The sequence below is a fragment of the Bacillus tuaregi genome (genome assembly GCF_900104575.1).
GTDB classification, from domain to species: Bacteria; Bacillota; Bacilli; order Bacillales; family Cytobacillaceae; genus Bacillus_BD; species Bacillus_BD tuaregi.
In genome coordinates this window covers 3,401,510-3,417,300 of sequence record NZ_LT629731.1, presented here as the reverse complement: position 1 = coordinate 3,417,300, position 15,791 = coordinate 3,401,510, and the positions used below count along the sequence as shown (strand labels likewise).

At 39.2% G+C, this 15,791-nt stretch carries 12 protein-coding genes, 1 tRNA gene, 1 pseudogene and 1 other annotated feature; all 14 genes and pseudogenes read left to right on the top strand.

Translation table 11 applies throughout. The features are described 5' to 3' along the window. The first annotated feature begins 13 nt into the window (after nt 1-13). Nucleotides 14-1,093 (top strand): GerMN domain-containing protein, encoded by a 1,080-nt coding sequence (locus tag BQ5321_RS18855; protein ID WP_071395960.1) that lies wholly within the window; start codon nt 14-16, stop codon nt 1,091-1,093. 118 nt (nt 1,094-1,211) lie between these two features. Then, nucleotides 1,212-1,820 carry an XTP/dITP diphosphatase gene (locus BQ5321_RS18850; protein WP_071395959.1) on the top strand — a complete coding sequence of 203 codons (609 nt, stop codon included), beginning with the start codon at nt 1,212-1,214 and terminating at the stop codon, nt 1,818-1,820. Further along, nucleotides 1,820-2,332, top strand: coding sequence for a metallophosphoesterase family protein (locus tag BQ5321_RS18845; protein WP_071395958.1), 513 nt, complete (start codon nt 1,820-1,822; stop codon nt 2,330-2,332). The genes BQ5321_RS18850 and BQ5321_RS18845 overlap by 1 nt, the downstream gene beginning before the upstream one ends. A gap of 97 nt (nt 2,333-2,429) precedes the next feature. Continuing rightward, nucleotides 2,430-2,503: transfer RNA gene (locus tag BQ5321_RS18840), tRNA-Arg, on the top strand. Nucleotides 2,504-2,864: 361 nt separating this feature from the next. Next, nucleotides 2,865-3,125: a binding site (T-box leader), on the top strand. Between the two features lie 85 nt (nt 3,126-3,210). Further along, on the top strand, nt 3,211-4,932 hold the full coding sequence (gene ilvB / locus BQ5321_RS18835; protein ID WP_071395957.1) for an acetolactate synthase large subunit: 1,722 nt from the start codon (nt 3,211-3,213) through the stop codon (nt 4,930-4,932). Continuing rightward, nucleotides 4,932-5,447: an acetolactate synthase small subunit gene (ilvN, locus tag BQ5321_RS18830; RefSeq protein WP_071396979.1), complete on the top strand. Its 516-nt coding sequence runs from the start codon at nt 4,932-4,934 to the stop codon at nt 5,445-5,447. Before ilvB ends, ilvN begins: the two co-directional genes overlap by 1 nt. A gap of 145 nt (nt 5,448-5,592) precedes the next feature. Next, a complete protein-coding gene (gene ilvC / locus BQ5321_RS18825; protein ID WP_071395956.1) occupies nt 5,593-6,615 on the top strand; it encodes a ketol-acid reductoisomerase in 1,023 nt (340 codons plus the stop codon). Next, the gene (locus BQ5321_RS18820; protein WP_071395955.1) at nt 6,602-8,137 is read left to right on the top strand and encodes a 2-isopropylmalate synthase; all 1,536 of its coding nucleotides are present in this window, start codon (nt 6,602-6,604) and stop codon (nt 8,135-8,137) included. Before ilvC ends, BQ5321_RS18820 begins: the two co-directional genes overlap by 14 nt. 146 nt (nt 8,138-8,283) lie before the next feature. Next, nucleotides 8,284-9,409, top strand: a pseudogene (gene leuB / locus BQ5321_RS18815) (3-isopropylmalate dehydrogenase). Between the two features lie 36 nt (nt 9,410-9,445). Beyond that, nucleotides 9,446-10,846 carry a 3-isopropylmalate dehydratase large subunit gene (gene leuC / locus BQ5321_RS18810; RefSeq protein ID WP_071395953.1) on the top strand — a complete coding sequence of 467 codons (1,401 nt, stop codon included), beginning with the start codon at nt 9,446-9,448 and terminating at the stop codon, nt 10,844-10,846. A 13-nt stretch (nt 10,847-10,859) separates the two neighbouring features. Next, complete coding sequence (leuD, locus tag BQ5321_RS18805; protein ID WP_071395952.1) at nt 10,860-11,453, top strand: 3-isopropylmalate dehydratase small subunit; 594 nt, start codon at nt 10,860-10,862, stop codon at nt 11,451-11,453. Nucleotides 11,454-11,581: 128 nt separating this feature from the next. Further along, nucleotides 11,582-12,601, top strand: a complete 1,020-nt coding sequence (locus BQ5321_RS18800; protein ID WP_071395951.1) for a tetratricopeptide repeat protein — start codon at nt 11,582-11,584, stop codon at nt 12,599-12,601. A 159-nt stretch (nt 12,602-12,760) separates the two neighbouring features. Continuing rightward, the gene (gene tig / locus BQ5321_RS18795; RefSeq protein WP_071395950.1) at nt 12,761-14,056 is read left to right on the top strand and encodes a trigger factor; all 1,296 of its coding nucleotides are present in this window, start codon (nt 12,761-12,763) and stop codon (nt 14,054-14,056) included. A gap of 393 nt (nt 14,057-14,449) precedes the next feature. Continuing rightward, nucleotides 14,450-15,715 (top strand): ATP-dependent protease ATP-binding subunit ClpX, encoded by a 1,266-nt coding sequence (gene clpX, locus BQ5321_RS18790; protein ID WP_071395949.1) that lies wholly within the window; start codon nt 14,450-14,452, stop codon nt 15,713-15,715. The last annotated feature ends 76 nt before the right edge of the window (nt 15,716-15,791 follow it).

The following is a 15,791-nucleotide window of genomic DNA, read 5'->3' as shown; positions in this document are numbered from 1 at the left end:
TGGAGGGATATTGATGTCAAAATCTAAATATAAAAGGGCTTTAGTAACTGTAGTTGCTGTGGGCTTCCTGCTCTCGGGCTGTGGACTCTTAGGAATGAAGGAAGAGAAACAAATTGATCCGCCAAAAGAAGTTACATATACAGAGGAAGAGGCGGAAATGGAGGAAAAAGCCGCTAAAACTGAACAGGAAGCTGTAGACAAGGATCAGGAAGCTGAGGCCAGTGAAACGATAAAAACAGAGCTTTATTTAGTTGATAAAAACGGTTATGTCGTACCGCAAACAATAGACCTTCCTAAAACAGAGTCAGTAGCTGCACAGGCTCTCGAATACCTAGTGAAAAACGGTCCTGTGACTGAAATATTACCAAATGGATTCCGAGCGGTTATTCCTGATGATACGAAGTTTAGCGTGAATGTAAAGGATAAAGTAGCCACGGTTGATTTTTCTAATGAATTTAAAAACTATCAGGCAGAGGATGAGCTGAAAATCCTCCAATCCATTACATGGACGTTAACGCAGTTTGATTCTATTGAACAAGTAAAGCTGCAAATAAATGGTCATCCGCTTGAGGAAATGCCTGTTAATAGTACGCCAATAGGTGACGAATTAACAAGAAAAGACGGGATTAATATTGATACATCTCAGGTCGCTGATATTACGAATACAAAGCCTATAACGGTCTATTATATTGGTGGTGAAGAGGATTCCTATTACTTTGTTCCGGTAACAAAGCGTGTAAGCAATAAAATGGAGAATAACATCGATGCAGCCATAAATGAATTAGTAAAGGGTCCGAGTGTTGCTTCTAATTTATTAAATGAATTCAATTCGGATGTCGAGTTATTAGCTGAACCAAAGGTGGAGAATGGGAAGGTTACACTTAATTTTAATGAATCGATTTTTGGCAGCTTTGATAAAAAGATGATATCTCAAAATGTGTTGGATTCCCTTGTCCTTACTCTGACAGAGCAAAATGGAATTGATAGTGTTGTCGTAACCGTAAATGGAGAAGCGGAGTTAGTCAATGAGGATGGTAAAAAGCTGACAGAGCCTGTTACACGACCAGAAAATGTAAATACAGGTAGCTTCTAAAGATTTTTTTGATATACTATATAGTAATAGTGGAAAAGAGTGGGCATAGCTGCCGACTCTTATTCCGTATGTATAATGTCGAGCGCTTAACCGCGCATATAAAAGGTGGGCTACAAACATGAAGAAAGTAATCATTGCAACGAAGAATTCTGGAAAAGCGAAAGAGTTTAGCAGGATGTTTAAGCCATATGGGATAGAAGTGAAAACACTGCTTGACTATCCTGACATAGAAGACATAGAAGAAACCGGTCGTACATTTGAAGAGAATGCTGTACTAAAGGCTGAGACAGTGTGTAAGCAACTAAACCAAATGGTCATTGCAGACGATTCAGGATTGATGGTGGATGCGCTTGACGGTAGACCAGGAATTTACTCGGCACGTTATGCTGGTGAAGAAAAAAATGATGAGGCAAATAATGATAAAGTATTAAATGAACTGAAGGATGTAGAAGAACCTAACCGTTCAGCAAGATTCTATTGCGCATTAGCGTTCGCTATGCCTGGGAGGGAGACAGTCACAGTAAGCGGGAAATGTGAGGGCTCTATTCTATTTGAGAGAAGAGGAACGAATGGGTTTGGCTATGATTCCATCTTTTCTGTAACAGAATTGAATAAAGCGATGGCCGAGCTTTTGCCACATGAGAAAAATCAAATCAGCCATCGTGCAAAAGCGTTACAGAAATTGGAGGGCCAATTGGCGCAAATGTTTTTAAAGGAGAACGAGTAATGAAGGTACTGATTGTTAGTGATAGTCACGGGATGACAGCGGAGCTTGAGAAATTGAAGGAGATCCATGGACATGAGGTAAGGTACTTCATTCATTGTGGAGATTCAGAATTATCGCCGGATCATCCAGCGATAAGTGAGTTTGTGACTGTTAGGGGAAATTGTGATTTTTATAATGAATATCCTGAGGATATTACTAAAGAGATTGGTAACCGTAAGTTCTTTATAACACACGGACATCGATACTCAGTTAAATCAGATTTAATGAAGCTTTCATACCGGGCAAAGGAGTTAGAGGCAGATATTGCTTGCTTCGGTCATTCTCATTATCTTGGGGCTGAAATGGTCAATGGGACTCTTTATCTTAATCCCGGCAGTATCAGGCTGCCACGGGGCAGACGAGAAAGAACCTATGTCATTGTTGAGATTCTTGAAAATGCCTTTGAGCTTAATGTTTATGATCTTGATAATGGTGAAATAACTGAGCTTAGGCAAGTTTTCCCTCTATCGTAATAATCGATAGGGGAAAACTTTCTTAATGAAATTTCCCCTGTCTGCTATTGACAATTTATAGTTACCTTACTATAATAAAAATTGTCTTTGAAAGTATGTCCCAGTAGCTCAGCTGGATAGAGCAACGGCCTTCTAAGCCGTCGGTCGGGAGTTCGAATCTCTCCTGGGACGTCATCTAAATACCAACTACATAAATTCTACCAATCAAACTCATCTTTGTACAAGGATGAGTTATTTTTATGTTTTTTTGTATAGTAAAATGAAACTGTAAATTTTTTTATTTTTCATAAAACATCTATAGATTAGCATTGTAAGCGGATACAAAATATTACTTTAACATAATTTTTTAATAATTCTTATGATTAGTCTTGACTCATTTGGAAAATCAGCGTAAGATTATTTCAACAAAAGAGTTACAAAATATTATAAAGAGATTGAAAACAAATTCTATTTAGTAAAATTGTACTCTTAATTGTTTGAAAGTTCTATCCATTTCAAGTGAAACATATGACATATAGTGTAAGTAATATAGTTTAAAATGATGAAGAGGATAAGTAGTTTTATGCATAGAATTCTACAGAGAGCCGGGAGAGCTGGGAGCCGGTGAATTCGGTATAAGATGAACTCACCTCTGAGTTCCAACCTGAACAATTTATTTTCAGTAAGGCTGGACGGGTGCAAGACACTCGTTACTAAAGCGGGCAGCATCGTCTGCTCATAAGTGTACGCATTTATTTTGCGTAAACAAGGGTGGTACCGTGGAGTAGGTTTCCAAAGCCTTTTCACCCCTTAGTCAAAATTTTTGGCATTTAAGGGATGGAAGGGCTTTTTATATTTTTATTTGAAAGAGGAAAGAGGAAAGAGGAGGTATAATCCAAATGTTGCAGGAAACTACCTTTGCCGGTATAAAGGCTGATAAGCAGCCGATTAGCGGGGCTGATTTATTATTAAAATCTCTGGAAAAAGAAAAGGTGGAAGTGATTTTTGGTTACCCTGGTGGGGCTGTTTTACCAATATATGATAAAATCTATGATTCGAAAATCCGTCATATATTACCACGTCATGAACAGGGTGGAATTCATGCTGCAGAGGGTTATGCACGGATATCAGGAAAACCTGGAGTCGTAATTGCTACATCAGGCCCAGGAGCAACGAATCTTGTAACGGGTTTAGCTGATGCGATGATGGATTCATTACCATTAGTTGTGTTTACTGGTCAAGTAGCAACGAGTGTGATTGGGTCGGATGCTTTCCAAGAGGCGGATATACTGGGAATCACAACGCCGATTACAAAATATAACTGTCAGGTTCGAAACATTAATGATATTCCACGCATTATCAAAGAGGCATTTCATATTGCCACAACAGGGCGTCCAGGACCAGTATTAATCGATTTTCCTAAGGATATTGCTACTGCAGTTGGGAAAATTGATGAGGATCCAAAGATTTCCCTACCAGGCTACCAGCCAACATTACAGCCTAATTATTTGCAAATTCGCAAATTAACAGAAGCTATCAGCTCTGCGAAAAAGCCGGTCATACTTGCAGGTGCAGGGATTCTACATTCAAAGGCTACGGCGGAATTGAAGGAATATGCCGAGCAGCAAAATATTCCTGTTGTCCACACCTTGCTAGGCTTAGGAGGTTTCCCGCAGGATCATGAATTGTTTATTGGATTAGGCGGTATGCACGGATGCTATGCAGCAAATATGGCTATGTATGAATCTGATTTATTATTGAACATAGGAGCGCGTTTCGATGATCGTCTTACAGGCAATCTAGCGCATTTTGCTCCAAATGCAACAGTTGCTCATATTGATATTGATCCAGCTGAAATCGGAAAAAATGTTCCAACCAAAATCCCGGTCGTTGCGGATGCAAAGGAAGCATTAAAGCAATTGATTGCTCAGGAAGGTAAACAGCCTGAAAACAAGGAATGGCTTGAAAAAATCCAAAGCTGGAACAGGGAATATCCTTATCACTATAACAAGGAAGATCAAGAAAACCTAAAACCGCAAAAAGTGCTGGAAATGATTCATGCAAAAACAAACGGTGAAGCGATTGTTGTTACGGATGTTGGTCAGCATCAAATGTGGGCTGCTCAATATTATCCACTAAACAAAGCGGATAAATGGGTAACCTCCGGTGGTTTAGGAACCATGGGATTTGGCCTACCGGCGAGTATCGGGGCTCAAATTGCGGCTCCTGATTCTACAGTTGTTCTTGTTTCCGGTGACGGAGGTTTCCAAATGTGTACGCAGGAGCTTCAAGTCATTAGTGAACATAAATTGCCAATCAAGATGGTCATTTTAAATAATATGGCTCTTGGAATGGTTAGACAATGGCAAGAGCTGTTCTATCAGGAACGCTACGCCCACAGTTTAATTCCAGGTCAGCCTGACTTTGTTAAGCTAGCCGAAGCATACGGCATTAAAGGCTACCAAATTGCCTCAAATGAAGAAGCTGAAGCGGTACTAAATGAAGTGCTTCACAATGATGAACCTGTCGTATTAGACTTTAGAATTGATCCTAGCGAGCTAGTCTATCCAATGATTGCACCAGGAAAAGGACTACATGAAATGGAAGGTGTTAAGCCATGATTAAAAGGATTATTAGTTTAACCGTACTTAATCGTCCAGGAGTTCTTAACCGAATTACAAACCTGTTTTCTAAACGGAATTACAATATTGAAAGTATTTCTGTCGGTCACTCTGAGGTCGAAGGAGTATCCAGAATTACCTGTGTAGTTCAAGTGGAAAATGAAAATATCATTGAACAAATTACGAAACAATTAAATAAGCAGGTTGATGTTCTAAAGGTAGTAGATATTACGGAACAGGCAATTGTCTCAAGGGAGCTTGCCTTAATCAAAGTCCCTACTCAGCCAACGAATCGACATGAGATTTATTCTCTAATCGAACCGTTCCGTGCTTCTATAGTAGATGTAAGTAAAGAGAGCATTGTGATTCAAATTACAGGAGAATCAGAGAAAATTGATGCCTTTATCGAGCTTGTAAAGCCATATGGAATTAAAGAGCTTACGAGAACAGGCACAACTGCTTTTCCGAGAGGAATGCAGCTGCAATCCAATCCGCAAAAGTTCTCCATTGTATAAGCTTTATTTAGGCTAGGTTAATATGCCTGTTAGGATGTAATAGAATTTTACTTATGACAGGTTTAATATTTATAATAATAATGAATCAAGAAAATAATCAAACTATTATTCTAAAAAAAATGAAACCAGAGAGGGAGTATTTACAATGGCAAAAATGTATTATAACGGGGATGCAAACGCAGAATTTTTAAATGGAAAGACAGTAGCAGTAATTGGATTCGGTTCTCAAGGACATGCTCATTCACAAAACATGAGAGAAAGCGGAGTTAATTGTATCATCGGTCTTCGTAAAGGTAAATCTTGGGATAAAGCAGTAGAAGCTGGATTTGAAGTATATACAGTTGCTGAAGCAACAGCTAAAGCTGATGTAGTGATGATTCTATTACCAGATGAGCAGCAAGCAAGAGTATATAAGGAAGAAATCGAGCCAAACCTAAAAGGTCAAGCATTAATGTTTGCACACGGCTTTAACATTCACTTCAGCCAAATCGTACCTCCAGCAGATTGTGATGTTTTACTAGTAGCTCCTAAAGGACCAGGACACTTAGTAAGAAGAACATACACAGAAGGTGCCGGCGTACCAGCAATCTTTGCTATCTATCAAGACGTTACTGGAAACGCAAAAGAACTTGCTTTAGCATATGCAAGAGCAATCGGTTCACTTCGTGCAGGTGCAATTGAAACAACCTTTAAAGAAGAAACTGAAACAGATTTATTTGGTGAGCAGGCTGTACTTTGCGGTGGTTTAACTTCACTAATCAAAGCTGGATTTGAAACTCTAGTAGAAGCGGGTTATCAGCCAGAGGTTGCATACTTCGAGTGTTTACATGAAATGAAGTTAATCGTTGACCTTATCTATGAAGGAGGCATGTCTAACATGCGCTACTCTATCTCAGATACAGCTCAATGGGGTGACTTCGTAAGCGGACCACGTGTAGTAGATGCTTCTGCTAAAGCGAAAATGAAGGAAGTATTAACTGACATCCAAACTGGTAAATTTGCGAAAGAATGGATCCTAGAAAACCAATCTAACCGTGCGATGTTCAACGCAATTAATGCTCGTGAAAACGAACACCAAATTGAAGTGGTTGGCCGTGAGCTAAGAAAAATGATGCCATTCGTAAATGACGCTAAGCAGAAAGAAGTGGTGGGTAGTGCAAAAAATTAAGATTTATGATACGACACTTCGAGATGGAGAACAAACTCCTGGCGTCAATCTTAATTTTTCCGAAAAACTAGAAATCGCGAAACAATTAGAACGTTTAAATGTAGACATCATTGAGGCTGGCTTTCCAGCAGCCTCAAAGGGTGATGCTGCTTCCGTACAGAAAATTGCCCAAACGATTAAAAATAGTACCGTAACCGGATTAGCACGCTGTGTTCAAAGGGATATGGATATTGCCTGGGAATCTTTAAAGGACGGAGTAAATCCAAGACTTCATATTTTCTTAGCTACCTCGCCCATTCACCGTGAGTATAAGCTAAAGATGACGAAGGAACAGGTGATTGAAGCATCTGTTGAAGCGGTAAAATATGCAGCTGCCAAATTCCCGGTTGTCCAATGGTCTGCAGAGGATGCGAGCCGTACAGAGCTTCCGTTTTTAGCAGAGATTGTTGAAAAGGTTATTCAAGCGGGTGCACATGTTATCAATATTCCTGATACGGTAGGATATGGTACTCCATATGACTACGGTCAGATTTTTAAATACTTAAAAGAAAATGTTCCATCTATCCACAAGGTTGACCTTTCAACCCATTGTCATGACGATTTAGGCATGGCAGTAGCCAATTCACTTTCGGCAGTTGAAAATGGGGCTACACAGGTTGAAGGAACAATCAACGGTATCGGTGAAAGAGCAGGGAACACGGCCTTAGAAGAAGTTGCGCTTGCTCTACGCATTCGCAAAGATTATTACAATGCGGAGACACGTTTGAATCTGCAGGAAATTAGCAGAACAAGCAGTGTTGTGAGTAAATTAACAGGTATGATCGTTCCTGCCAATAAGGCAGTTGTCGGTGCCAATGCCTTTGCGCATGAATCTGGTATCCATCAGGACGGCGTGCTAAAGGAAAAGTCAACCTATGAAATTATTTCACCTGAATTAGTTGGATTTGCTTCAAATAACCTTGTGCTTGGTAAGCATTCAGGACGTCATGCCTTCAAGAATCGTTTAGATGAACTTGGCTTAGTGGTGGAGGAAGAGGAAGTTAGTGAATTATTTGCTGCTTTCAAGGATCTTGCTGACCGCAAGAAAGAAATGACTGACGATGATTTAACGGCACTTGTTTTGGAGAAAAAAATATCCAAAGAAGACCAGTATTATCAGTTGCTGTCTATTGAAGTCCAAAGTAAAGGGAATGAGCATTCTGCTACCATAACTCTTTCAGATCGTAATAATGAAAACATTACTGAAACAGGTATTGGTAAAGGCAGTGTAGAGGCTGTTTACAATACTTTGGAAAAAATGGTTGATGAGCACGTTAATTTATTAGATTATCGTATTCAATCAGTTGGAGCAGGAAGAGATGCGCTGGCACAGGTATTTGTTAAAATGCACTGCGCAGGAATGGATACAAGTGGACGCGGACTTGCACAGGATGTTATTGAAGCATCTGCTAAAGCTTATATCAATGCCATTAACAGAGTTCTCTATATAAAAGAATCTTCTGATTCAGAGTTAGTGAAGTAAAAAAGAGAATAGGAAAGGCTGACTTGGAAAGAGAAGATGACAAAAGCTGTAAGGCTCGAGAGGGTGCAGCTGTCAAGCTCTTTAAAGTCAGCCTTGTTTTATAAGTTCACTGAAAAATTAGATAGGTAAATGAATGGGGGATATTCATGGAAAAGCGAATTGCTGTACTGCCTGGAGATGGAATTGGCAAGGAAGTCGTTCAAGGTGCAATTGAGGTTTTAAAAGCAGTAGGTGAACGTTTTAATCACCAGTTTACTTTCACATTTGGTGAAATTGGCGGTTCTGCCTATGATTCAACTGGAGTTCCTCTTCCAGAGGAAACCATCACACTTTGTAAAGAAAGTGATGCCATTCTTTTAGGCGCTGTAGGTGGTCCTAAATATGATACAATTCCTGTCCACCTTCGCCCAGAACAGGGATTGCTGCAAATTCGTAAGGAATTAAATTTGTTTGCTAACCTGCGTCCAACGACATATTTTGCTAGCTTAGCAGATTCTTCACCTCTTCGAAAGGAAATCATCGAGGGTGTCGATATGCTTATGGTAAGAGAACTAACAGGTGGAATTTATTTTGGTCAACCGAGAGAGCGTAGAGATGTAAATGGAAAAGAAGCGGTTGTTGACACACTTTATTATGAAAGAGAAGAAATGGAACGTGTCATTCGTCAAGCCTTTGAATTAGCGAAGTCTAGACGAAAAAAAGTGACCTCTGTTGATAAAGCAAATGTGTTGGAATCTAGTCGTTTATGGCGTGAAGTAGCGGTTGAAATCAGCAAGGACTATCCAGAAATTACTCTAGAGCATATGCTCGTTGATAATGGTGCCATGCAATTAGTTCGTAATCCGAAGCAATTCGATGTGGTTGTAACAGAGAATATGTTCGGCGATATTTTAAGTGATGAAGCATCGGTATTAACTGGATCATTAGGAATGCTGCCTTCTGCAAGTATATCAGCAGATGGACCATATTTATTTGAACCAATTCACGGCTCTGCACCAGATATTGCGGGCAAAAATATTGCGAACCCATTGGCAACCATTCTTTCTGCTGCCATGATGCTAAAGGTTTCATTTGGATTAGATGAAGAAGCGGCACTAATCGAACAAGCGGTCAATCATGTTCTAGATGCTGGCTTTAGAACAGGTGACATCATGTCAGAAGGAAAGACCCAGGTATCAACAACAGAAATGGTGGAAGAAGTAAAGAAAGCTCTTATAAAATAAGATTATACTAAAAATTAAAAATTGTTATAGTTCACTTAATATTCTATGATAATAGTATCGCATACCACTTGAGGGGGGAAATCGAATGGGAAAGTCAATTATTGATAAAGTTTGGGACAAGCATATCGTCCATCAAGAAGAAGGAAAACCGGATTTACTTTACATTGATTTACACCTAGTCCATGAAGTTACATCACCACAGGCTTTTTCAGGCTTACGTATGAAAAACCGTAAAGTAAGACGACCTGATAAAACATTTGCTACAATGGATCATAATATTCCAACCGTAAATCGTACGGTCATTGATGATGAAGTAGCGAAGAATCAAATGACAACGTTAGAGAAAAACTGTCAGGAATTTGGTGTTCCATTAGCAGGGATTGACAGCCCTGACCAAGGGATTGTCCACGTCATTGGACCTGAGCTTGGTTTAACACAGCCAGGAAAAACCATTGTATGTGGTGACAGTCATACCTCAACACATGGTGCATTTGGTGCTATTGCTTTTGGTATCGGAACAAGTGAAGTAGAGCACTGTTTAGCCACTCAAACACTTTGGCAAACAAAGCCTAAAACGATGAAGCTTGATTTTAAAGGCAAGCTATCTGAAGGAGTATCTGCTAAAGATGTTATTCTTTATGTCATTGCCAAGCATGGAATTGACTTTGGAACAGGACATATCATTGAATACTGCGGCGAGGCCATTCGTGGCCTGTCGATGGACGAAAGAATGACAATCTGTAATATGTCTATCGAGGGCGGAGCTAGAGCAGGACTTGTTTCACCAGACGAGACAACGTTTGCTTATTTAAAAGGTAGGAAATATGCTCCGAAAAACTTTGATCAGGCAGTCGAAGCCTGGAAAGAGCTAGCCTCTGATGAGGACGCTGTCTATGATGCGGTAATTGAAATTGATGCTACTGACATCGAACCGATGGTCAGCTGGGGAACCAATCCATCCATGACAGCTAAAGTGAGCGAAAGTATTCCAACTCTTGCTGATTGTGCTACTGAAACGGATAAAAAGGCATTAGCAAATGCATTGCAATATATGGGTCTAAAAGAGGGTCAAAAAATTGAAGACATTAAAATTCAGCATGTTTTCATTGGCTCTTGTACAAATTCCCGTATCGAAGACCTTCGTACGGCTGCAGAAGTGGCAAAAGGTAACAAAGTACATCCAGGTGTTCGCGCGTTAGTTGTACCAGGATCACAGCAGGTTAAATTACAGGCTGAGCAGGAAGGCTTAGATAAAATCTTTATCGAGGCAGGCTTTGAATGGCGTGAGTCTGGCTGCAGCATGTGTTTAAGTATGAACAATGATGTCGTACCTGCAGGTGAGCATTGTGCCTCTACATCAAACCGTAACTTTGAAGGAAGACAAGGGGCAGGTGCTAGAACACATCTAGTAAGTCCTGCAATGGCAGCCAATGCTGCGCTTCATGGAAAATTTGTTGATGTTCGTAAATCAGAGATATTGAACTAAGGGGGGAAACTTCATGAGCGGGTTTAAAACACATACAGGAAAAGCAGTTGCCCTTGACCGGGTAAATGTAGATACAGACCAAATTATTCCAAAGCAATTTTTAAAACGAATTGAGAAAACAGGGTTTGGACAATTTGTTTTTTACGGCTGGCGCTTTCTTGAGGATGGAAAGTTAAATCCTGACTTTGAATTAAATCAGCCTGAAAATCAAGGGGCATCTATTTTAATTGCCAATGAAAACTTTGGCTGTGGTTCGTCCCGTGAGCATGCTCCATGGGCGTTACAGGACTATGGATTTAAGGTAGTTATCGCTCCATCCTTTGCAGACATCTTCTTTCAAAACTGTTTTAAAAACGGGATGCTGCCTATCAAGCTAGAAAAGGAAAAAGTTGAGTATTTGCTTAAAGCGGCAAAAAATCAGCCGTATGAATTAACTATTAATCTCGAAGACGAAGTACTTTCAGATAATCAAGGCTTCAGTGCTTCATTTTCTGTGTCACCATATTGGAAGAAAATGCTGATCAATGGCTGGGATGAAATTGAAATCACTCTGCAGCTTGATGAGGCAATTTCTAAATATGAGCAAGAAAACGCACCTATTCAGTAATAGACTAAAAATCCACAGTTTTAGCTGTGGATTTTTTTGTGAGGATTCAGTCTGTTAAGATAAACGTTTACTTTCTTTTTTTTCTTGTGCTACACTTACCTCAATTAAAATCATTGAGGCTGATACCGATGGATAATAAAAACCAAAAGAATAAAATTGTTTATTTTCCTGGTTTAGAGCAAAGACTGGTGGAAAAAGGACTTGAGCATTTACATCAGAAACAATATGATGAAGCGATTGACCTGTTGGAGCATGCGATCCGATTGGATGCAAGGAACAGTGAAAGTCATATAGGTCTGCTGCTAGCTTATTTCGATGCGGGTTTGATAGATAAAGCGATGGACTTAGCTGATAAAATGCTCCAAGAAGGAATCGGTCAGGATATTGAAATCATGAATATCTACATTATGTATCTTGTCCAGCTACATAAATATGAAGAGGTTGTTGCCGCTATTGAGAACCTATTAGCGGAGAATAGAATTCCAGCTGATAAGCTAGAGCATTTTCATCGCCTGCTCGATTTTAGTCTTAGAATGCTGGATAGTTCGATTGATGTACATCAGCAGGAACCAAAGGAGAATGCGTGGGCAAATCGGAAAATTGATTTCTTCCTTTATCAAACTCCAGAGGAGCAAATGCTGTTGGCAGGTGAATTGAATAACAAAAACACTCGCCCCTTTGTGAAGGATATGACTGAATATCTTCAATCTGAAAAGGGCAGTGTTTTCTTTAAAACGCTGCTGTTAAATGTATTAAAGGAACAGGAATATGACAAGCCGATTGAGATTCAAAAATTTGATAAAAGAATAACGGTTATTCCAGAGAAATTACCACATATCAATGAAAGCCGCCAGCTGAAGGAGATTCTTGAAATCCTTAGACAAAAACTGGAAAACGAGGATCCTGTCTTATTTGCTCATATAAAGGCATTGGTCGAACGACAGTTTTTTTTGCTGTATCCTTTTGAGCTAGAGTCAAATAACCTTAACGCTTGGGCAGCGGCTTATCATGTATTAGGAAATGAATATTTTGGAAAATATGATACAGAAGATGAATTAATAGAGGAGTACCGGGTATTACAAGCTGATTTGCAGCAGGCAGACTCCTATATCCGCATGATTGAAGAAATTTCTTATCCTAATCTTTAAGACAGCCTGTTGAAACAGTGACAACCTGTGTTATAATGTAGTGGTGCTTTTGTGAAAAAAATCATATTATTATTAGAATATGATCGAAAATTGATTCGTATTCATTCATCATTTCGCTAGTAAAGGTAAATGAAATAGATTGTTGGAGGGAAATAAAGTATGTCTGCAAAATTTGAAAAGCTAGAAGGGAACCAAGGGGTTCTTACAGTTGAAGTTGATGCAGAAACAGTAAGCAAGAGCTTAGATTCTGCATTCCAAAAAGTAGTAAAGCAAGTAAATGTACCAGGCTTCCGTAAAGGGAAAATGCCACGTGCATTATTTGAAAAGCGTTTCGGTGTTGAATCATTATATCAGGATGCGATCGATTTAATGCTTCCTGAAGCATATGGTGCAGCAATCGATGAAACAGGTATTGAGCCAGTTGATCGTCCTGAAATCGATGTAGAGCAAATCGAAAAAGGCAAAACATTCATCTTTACTGCAAAGGTTACTGTTAAACCTGAAGTAAAGTTAGGCGAATATAAAGGTCTTGAAGTAGAAGCATTTGATACAACTGTAACAGATGAAGATGTTGATAACGAAATCAAAGGACTACAGGAAAAGCAAGCAGAGCTTGTTGTGAAAGAAGAAGGTAAAGCTGAGAATGGCGATACTGTAGTGATGGATTTTGAAGGCTTTGTTGACGGTGAAGCATTTGAAGGCGGTAAAGCTGAGAACTATTCACTAGAGCTTGGTTCAGGCCAATTCATCCCAGGCTTCGAAGAGCAGTTAGTTGGTCTTGCTGCAGGCGAATCTAAGGATGTTGAAGTATCATTCCCAGAAGAATACCATGCGGCAGAATTAGCTGGAAAGCCAGCAGTATTCAAAGTAACAGTTCATGAAATAAAAGGAAAAGAACTTCCAGAGCTAGATGATGAATTTGCTAAAGATGTGGACGAGGAAGTTGAAACTTTAGAAGCACTTAAAGAAAAAATCAAGTCTCGTCTAGAGCATGACAAGAAGCACCAAGAAGAGCATCACATTCAAGATTCTGTCGTTGACAAAGCTACAGCTAACGCTGAGATCGATGTTCCTGAAGTGATGATTAATAATGAAGTAGACCGTATGCTTCAAGAATTCGAGCAGCGTTTACAAATGCAAGGTATGAATCTTGAGCTTTACTTCCAATTCTCAGGTCAAAATGAGGAAGCACTTCGTGGACAAATGAACGAAGAAGCTGCACAACGTGTTCGTGGAAGCTTAACTCTTGAGGCGATTGCAAAAGCTGAAAATATCGAAGTAACTGAAGAGGAAATCAACGAAGAGCTAGAGAAAATGGCAGGAATGTATAACATGACTGTTGATAATATCAAAAATGCACTTGGAAGCCTTGATGGACTTAAGAGCGATCTTCAAGCTAGAAATACTGTTAAGTTCTTAGTTGATAACAGTAAAACAGTTGAAAAGCAAGCTTAATTCATTAAATTATCATATGTAATGTAAGGATAAATAAAAACAAGGTGCGATTTTATCGTACCTTGTTTTATATTATGGTAAAATACATATAATAAATAAAAGTAACTCTTTGCGAAGGTTTTATTTTGAACATACAGGAATATAAATAATACATATACGCTTATAGAAATCATGATCATTATTCTTGGAATAATGATTCTATATATTACATACATGGCAACGAATTACTCGCAAGTATAAAACCTTCAGCTAATTTGCAACCCTGCAAGAGTTATTATTTCCTGTATTTTCATAAAATGTGTTACAATTCAATAAATAGTAACAATATCTAGATATTGCGAGTCATTCACGTTAGTTATAGATTACATAAAGTCATTTCAAGGGGTGAAAATATTGTTCAAGTTTAATGACGAAAAGGGCCAATTAAAGTGCTCTTTCTGTGGAAAAACACAGGAACAAGTACGCAAATTAGTTGCGGGACCAGGCGTTTATATTTGTGATGAATGTATTGAGCTTTGTACTGAAATTGTTGAAGAGGAATTAGGTACAGAAGAAGAAATTGAATTTAAAGATGTACCAAAGCCGGCAGAGATTCGTGAGATTTTGGACGAATACGTTATTGGACAAGACCAGGCCAAGAAGTCCTTATCTGTCGCAGTATACAATCATTACAAACGTATTAACTCTAACAGTAAGATTGATGAGGTGGAATTGGCAAAGAGTAATATTGCCATGATCGGGCCAACAGGTAGTGGTAAAACATTACTAGCTCAAACATTAGCGCGTATCCTTAATGTTCCATTTGCGATTGCAGACGCAACATCATTAACAGAGGCCGGATATGTCGGCGAAGATGTTGAAAACATTCTGCTAAAGCTTATTCAAGCAGCGGATTATGATGTGGAGAAGGCTGAAAAAGGAATTATCTACATCGATGAGATTGATAAGATTGCTCGTAAATCTGAAAACCCATCCATCACTCGAGATGTTTCTGGTGAAGGGGTTCAACAAGCATTGTTGAAAATTCTTGAAGGAACGGTTGCGAGTGTTCCGCCACAGGGTGGAAGAAAGCATCCTCATCAGGAATTCATTCAAATTGATACAACGAATATCTTATTTATCTGTGGTGGTGCATTTGATGGCATCGAAACCATTATTAAACGCCGTCTAGGTCAAAAGGTAATTGGATTCGGCTCTGATTTAAAAGAACAAGAAGTGGAGCAAAAGGATCTATTATCAAAGGTATTGCCTGAGGATTTATTACGTTTCGGATTAATTCCGGAATTTATCGGACGTTTACCAATTATTGCTAGTCTTGCTCAGCTTGATGAAGATGCCTTAATTGAAATCCTTACAAAGCCGAAAAATGCCTTAGTGAAGCAGTACCAAAAAATGCTTGAGCTTGATGATGTTGAGCTTGAGTTTGAAGAAGGTGCATTGCTTGAAATTGCTAAGCAGGCGATTGAAAGGAAGACCGGTGCTCGTGGATTACGTTCAATCATTGAAGGGATTATGCTTGATGTTATGTATGAGCTGCCTTCACGAGAGGATATTTCCAAATGTATTATTACAAAGGAAACGGTCTCAGATAAGATGGACCCTAAGCTGATTCTAACCGATGGTACAATCGTTGAAGAGAAAAGAAAAACATCTGCATAAATGATGGAAAGCGCAAGCGCCTATTCAGGTGCTTGTGCTTTTCTTGTTCTGACTAAGAAAATTTGTTTATTCCTGC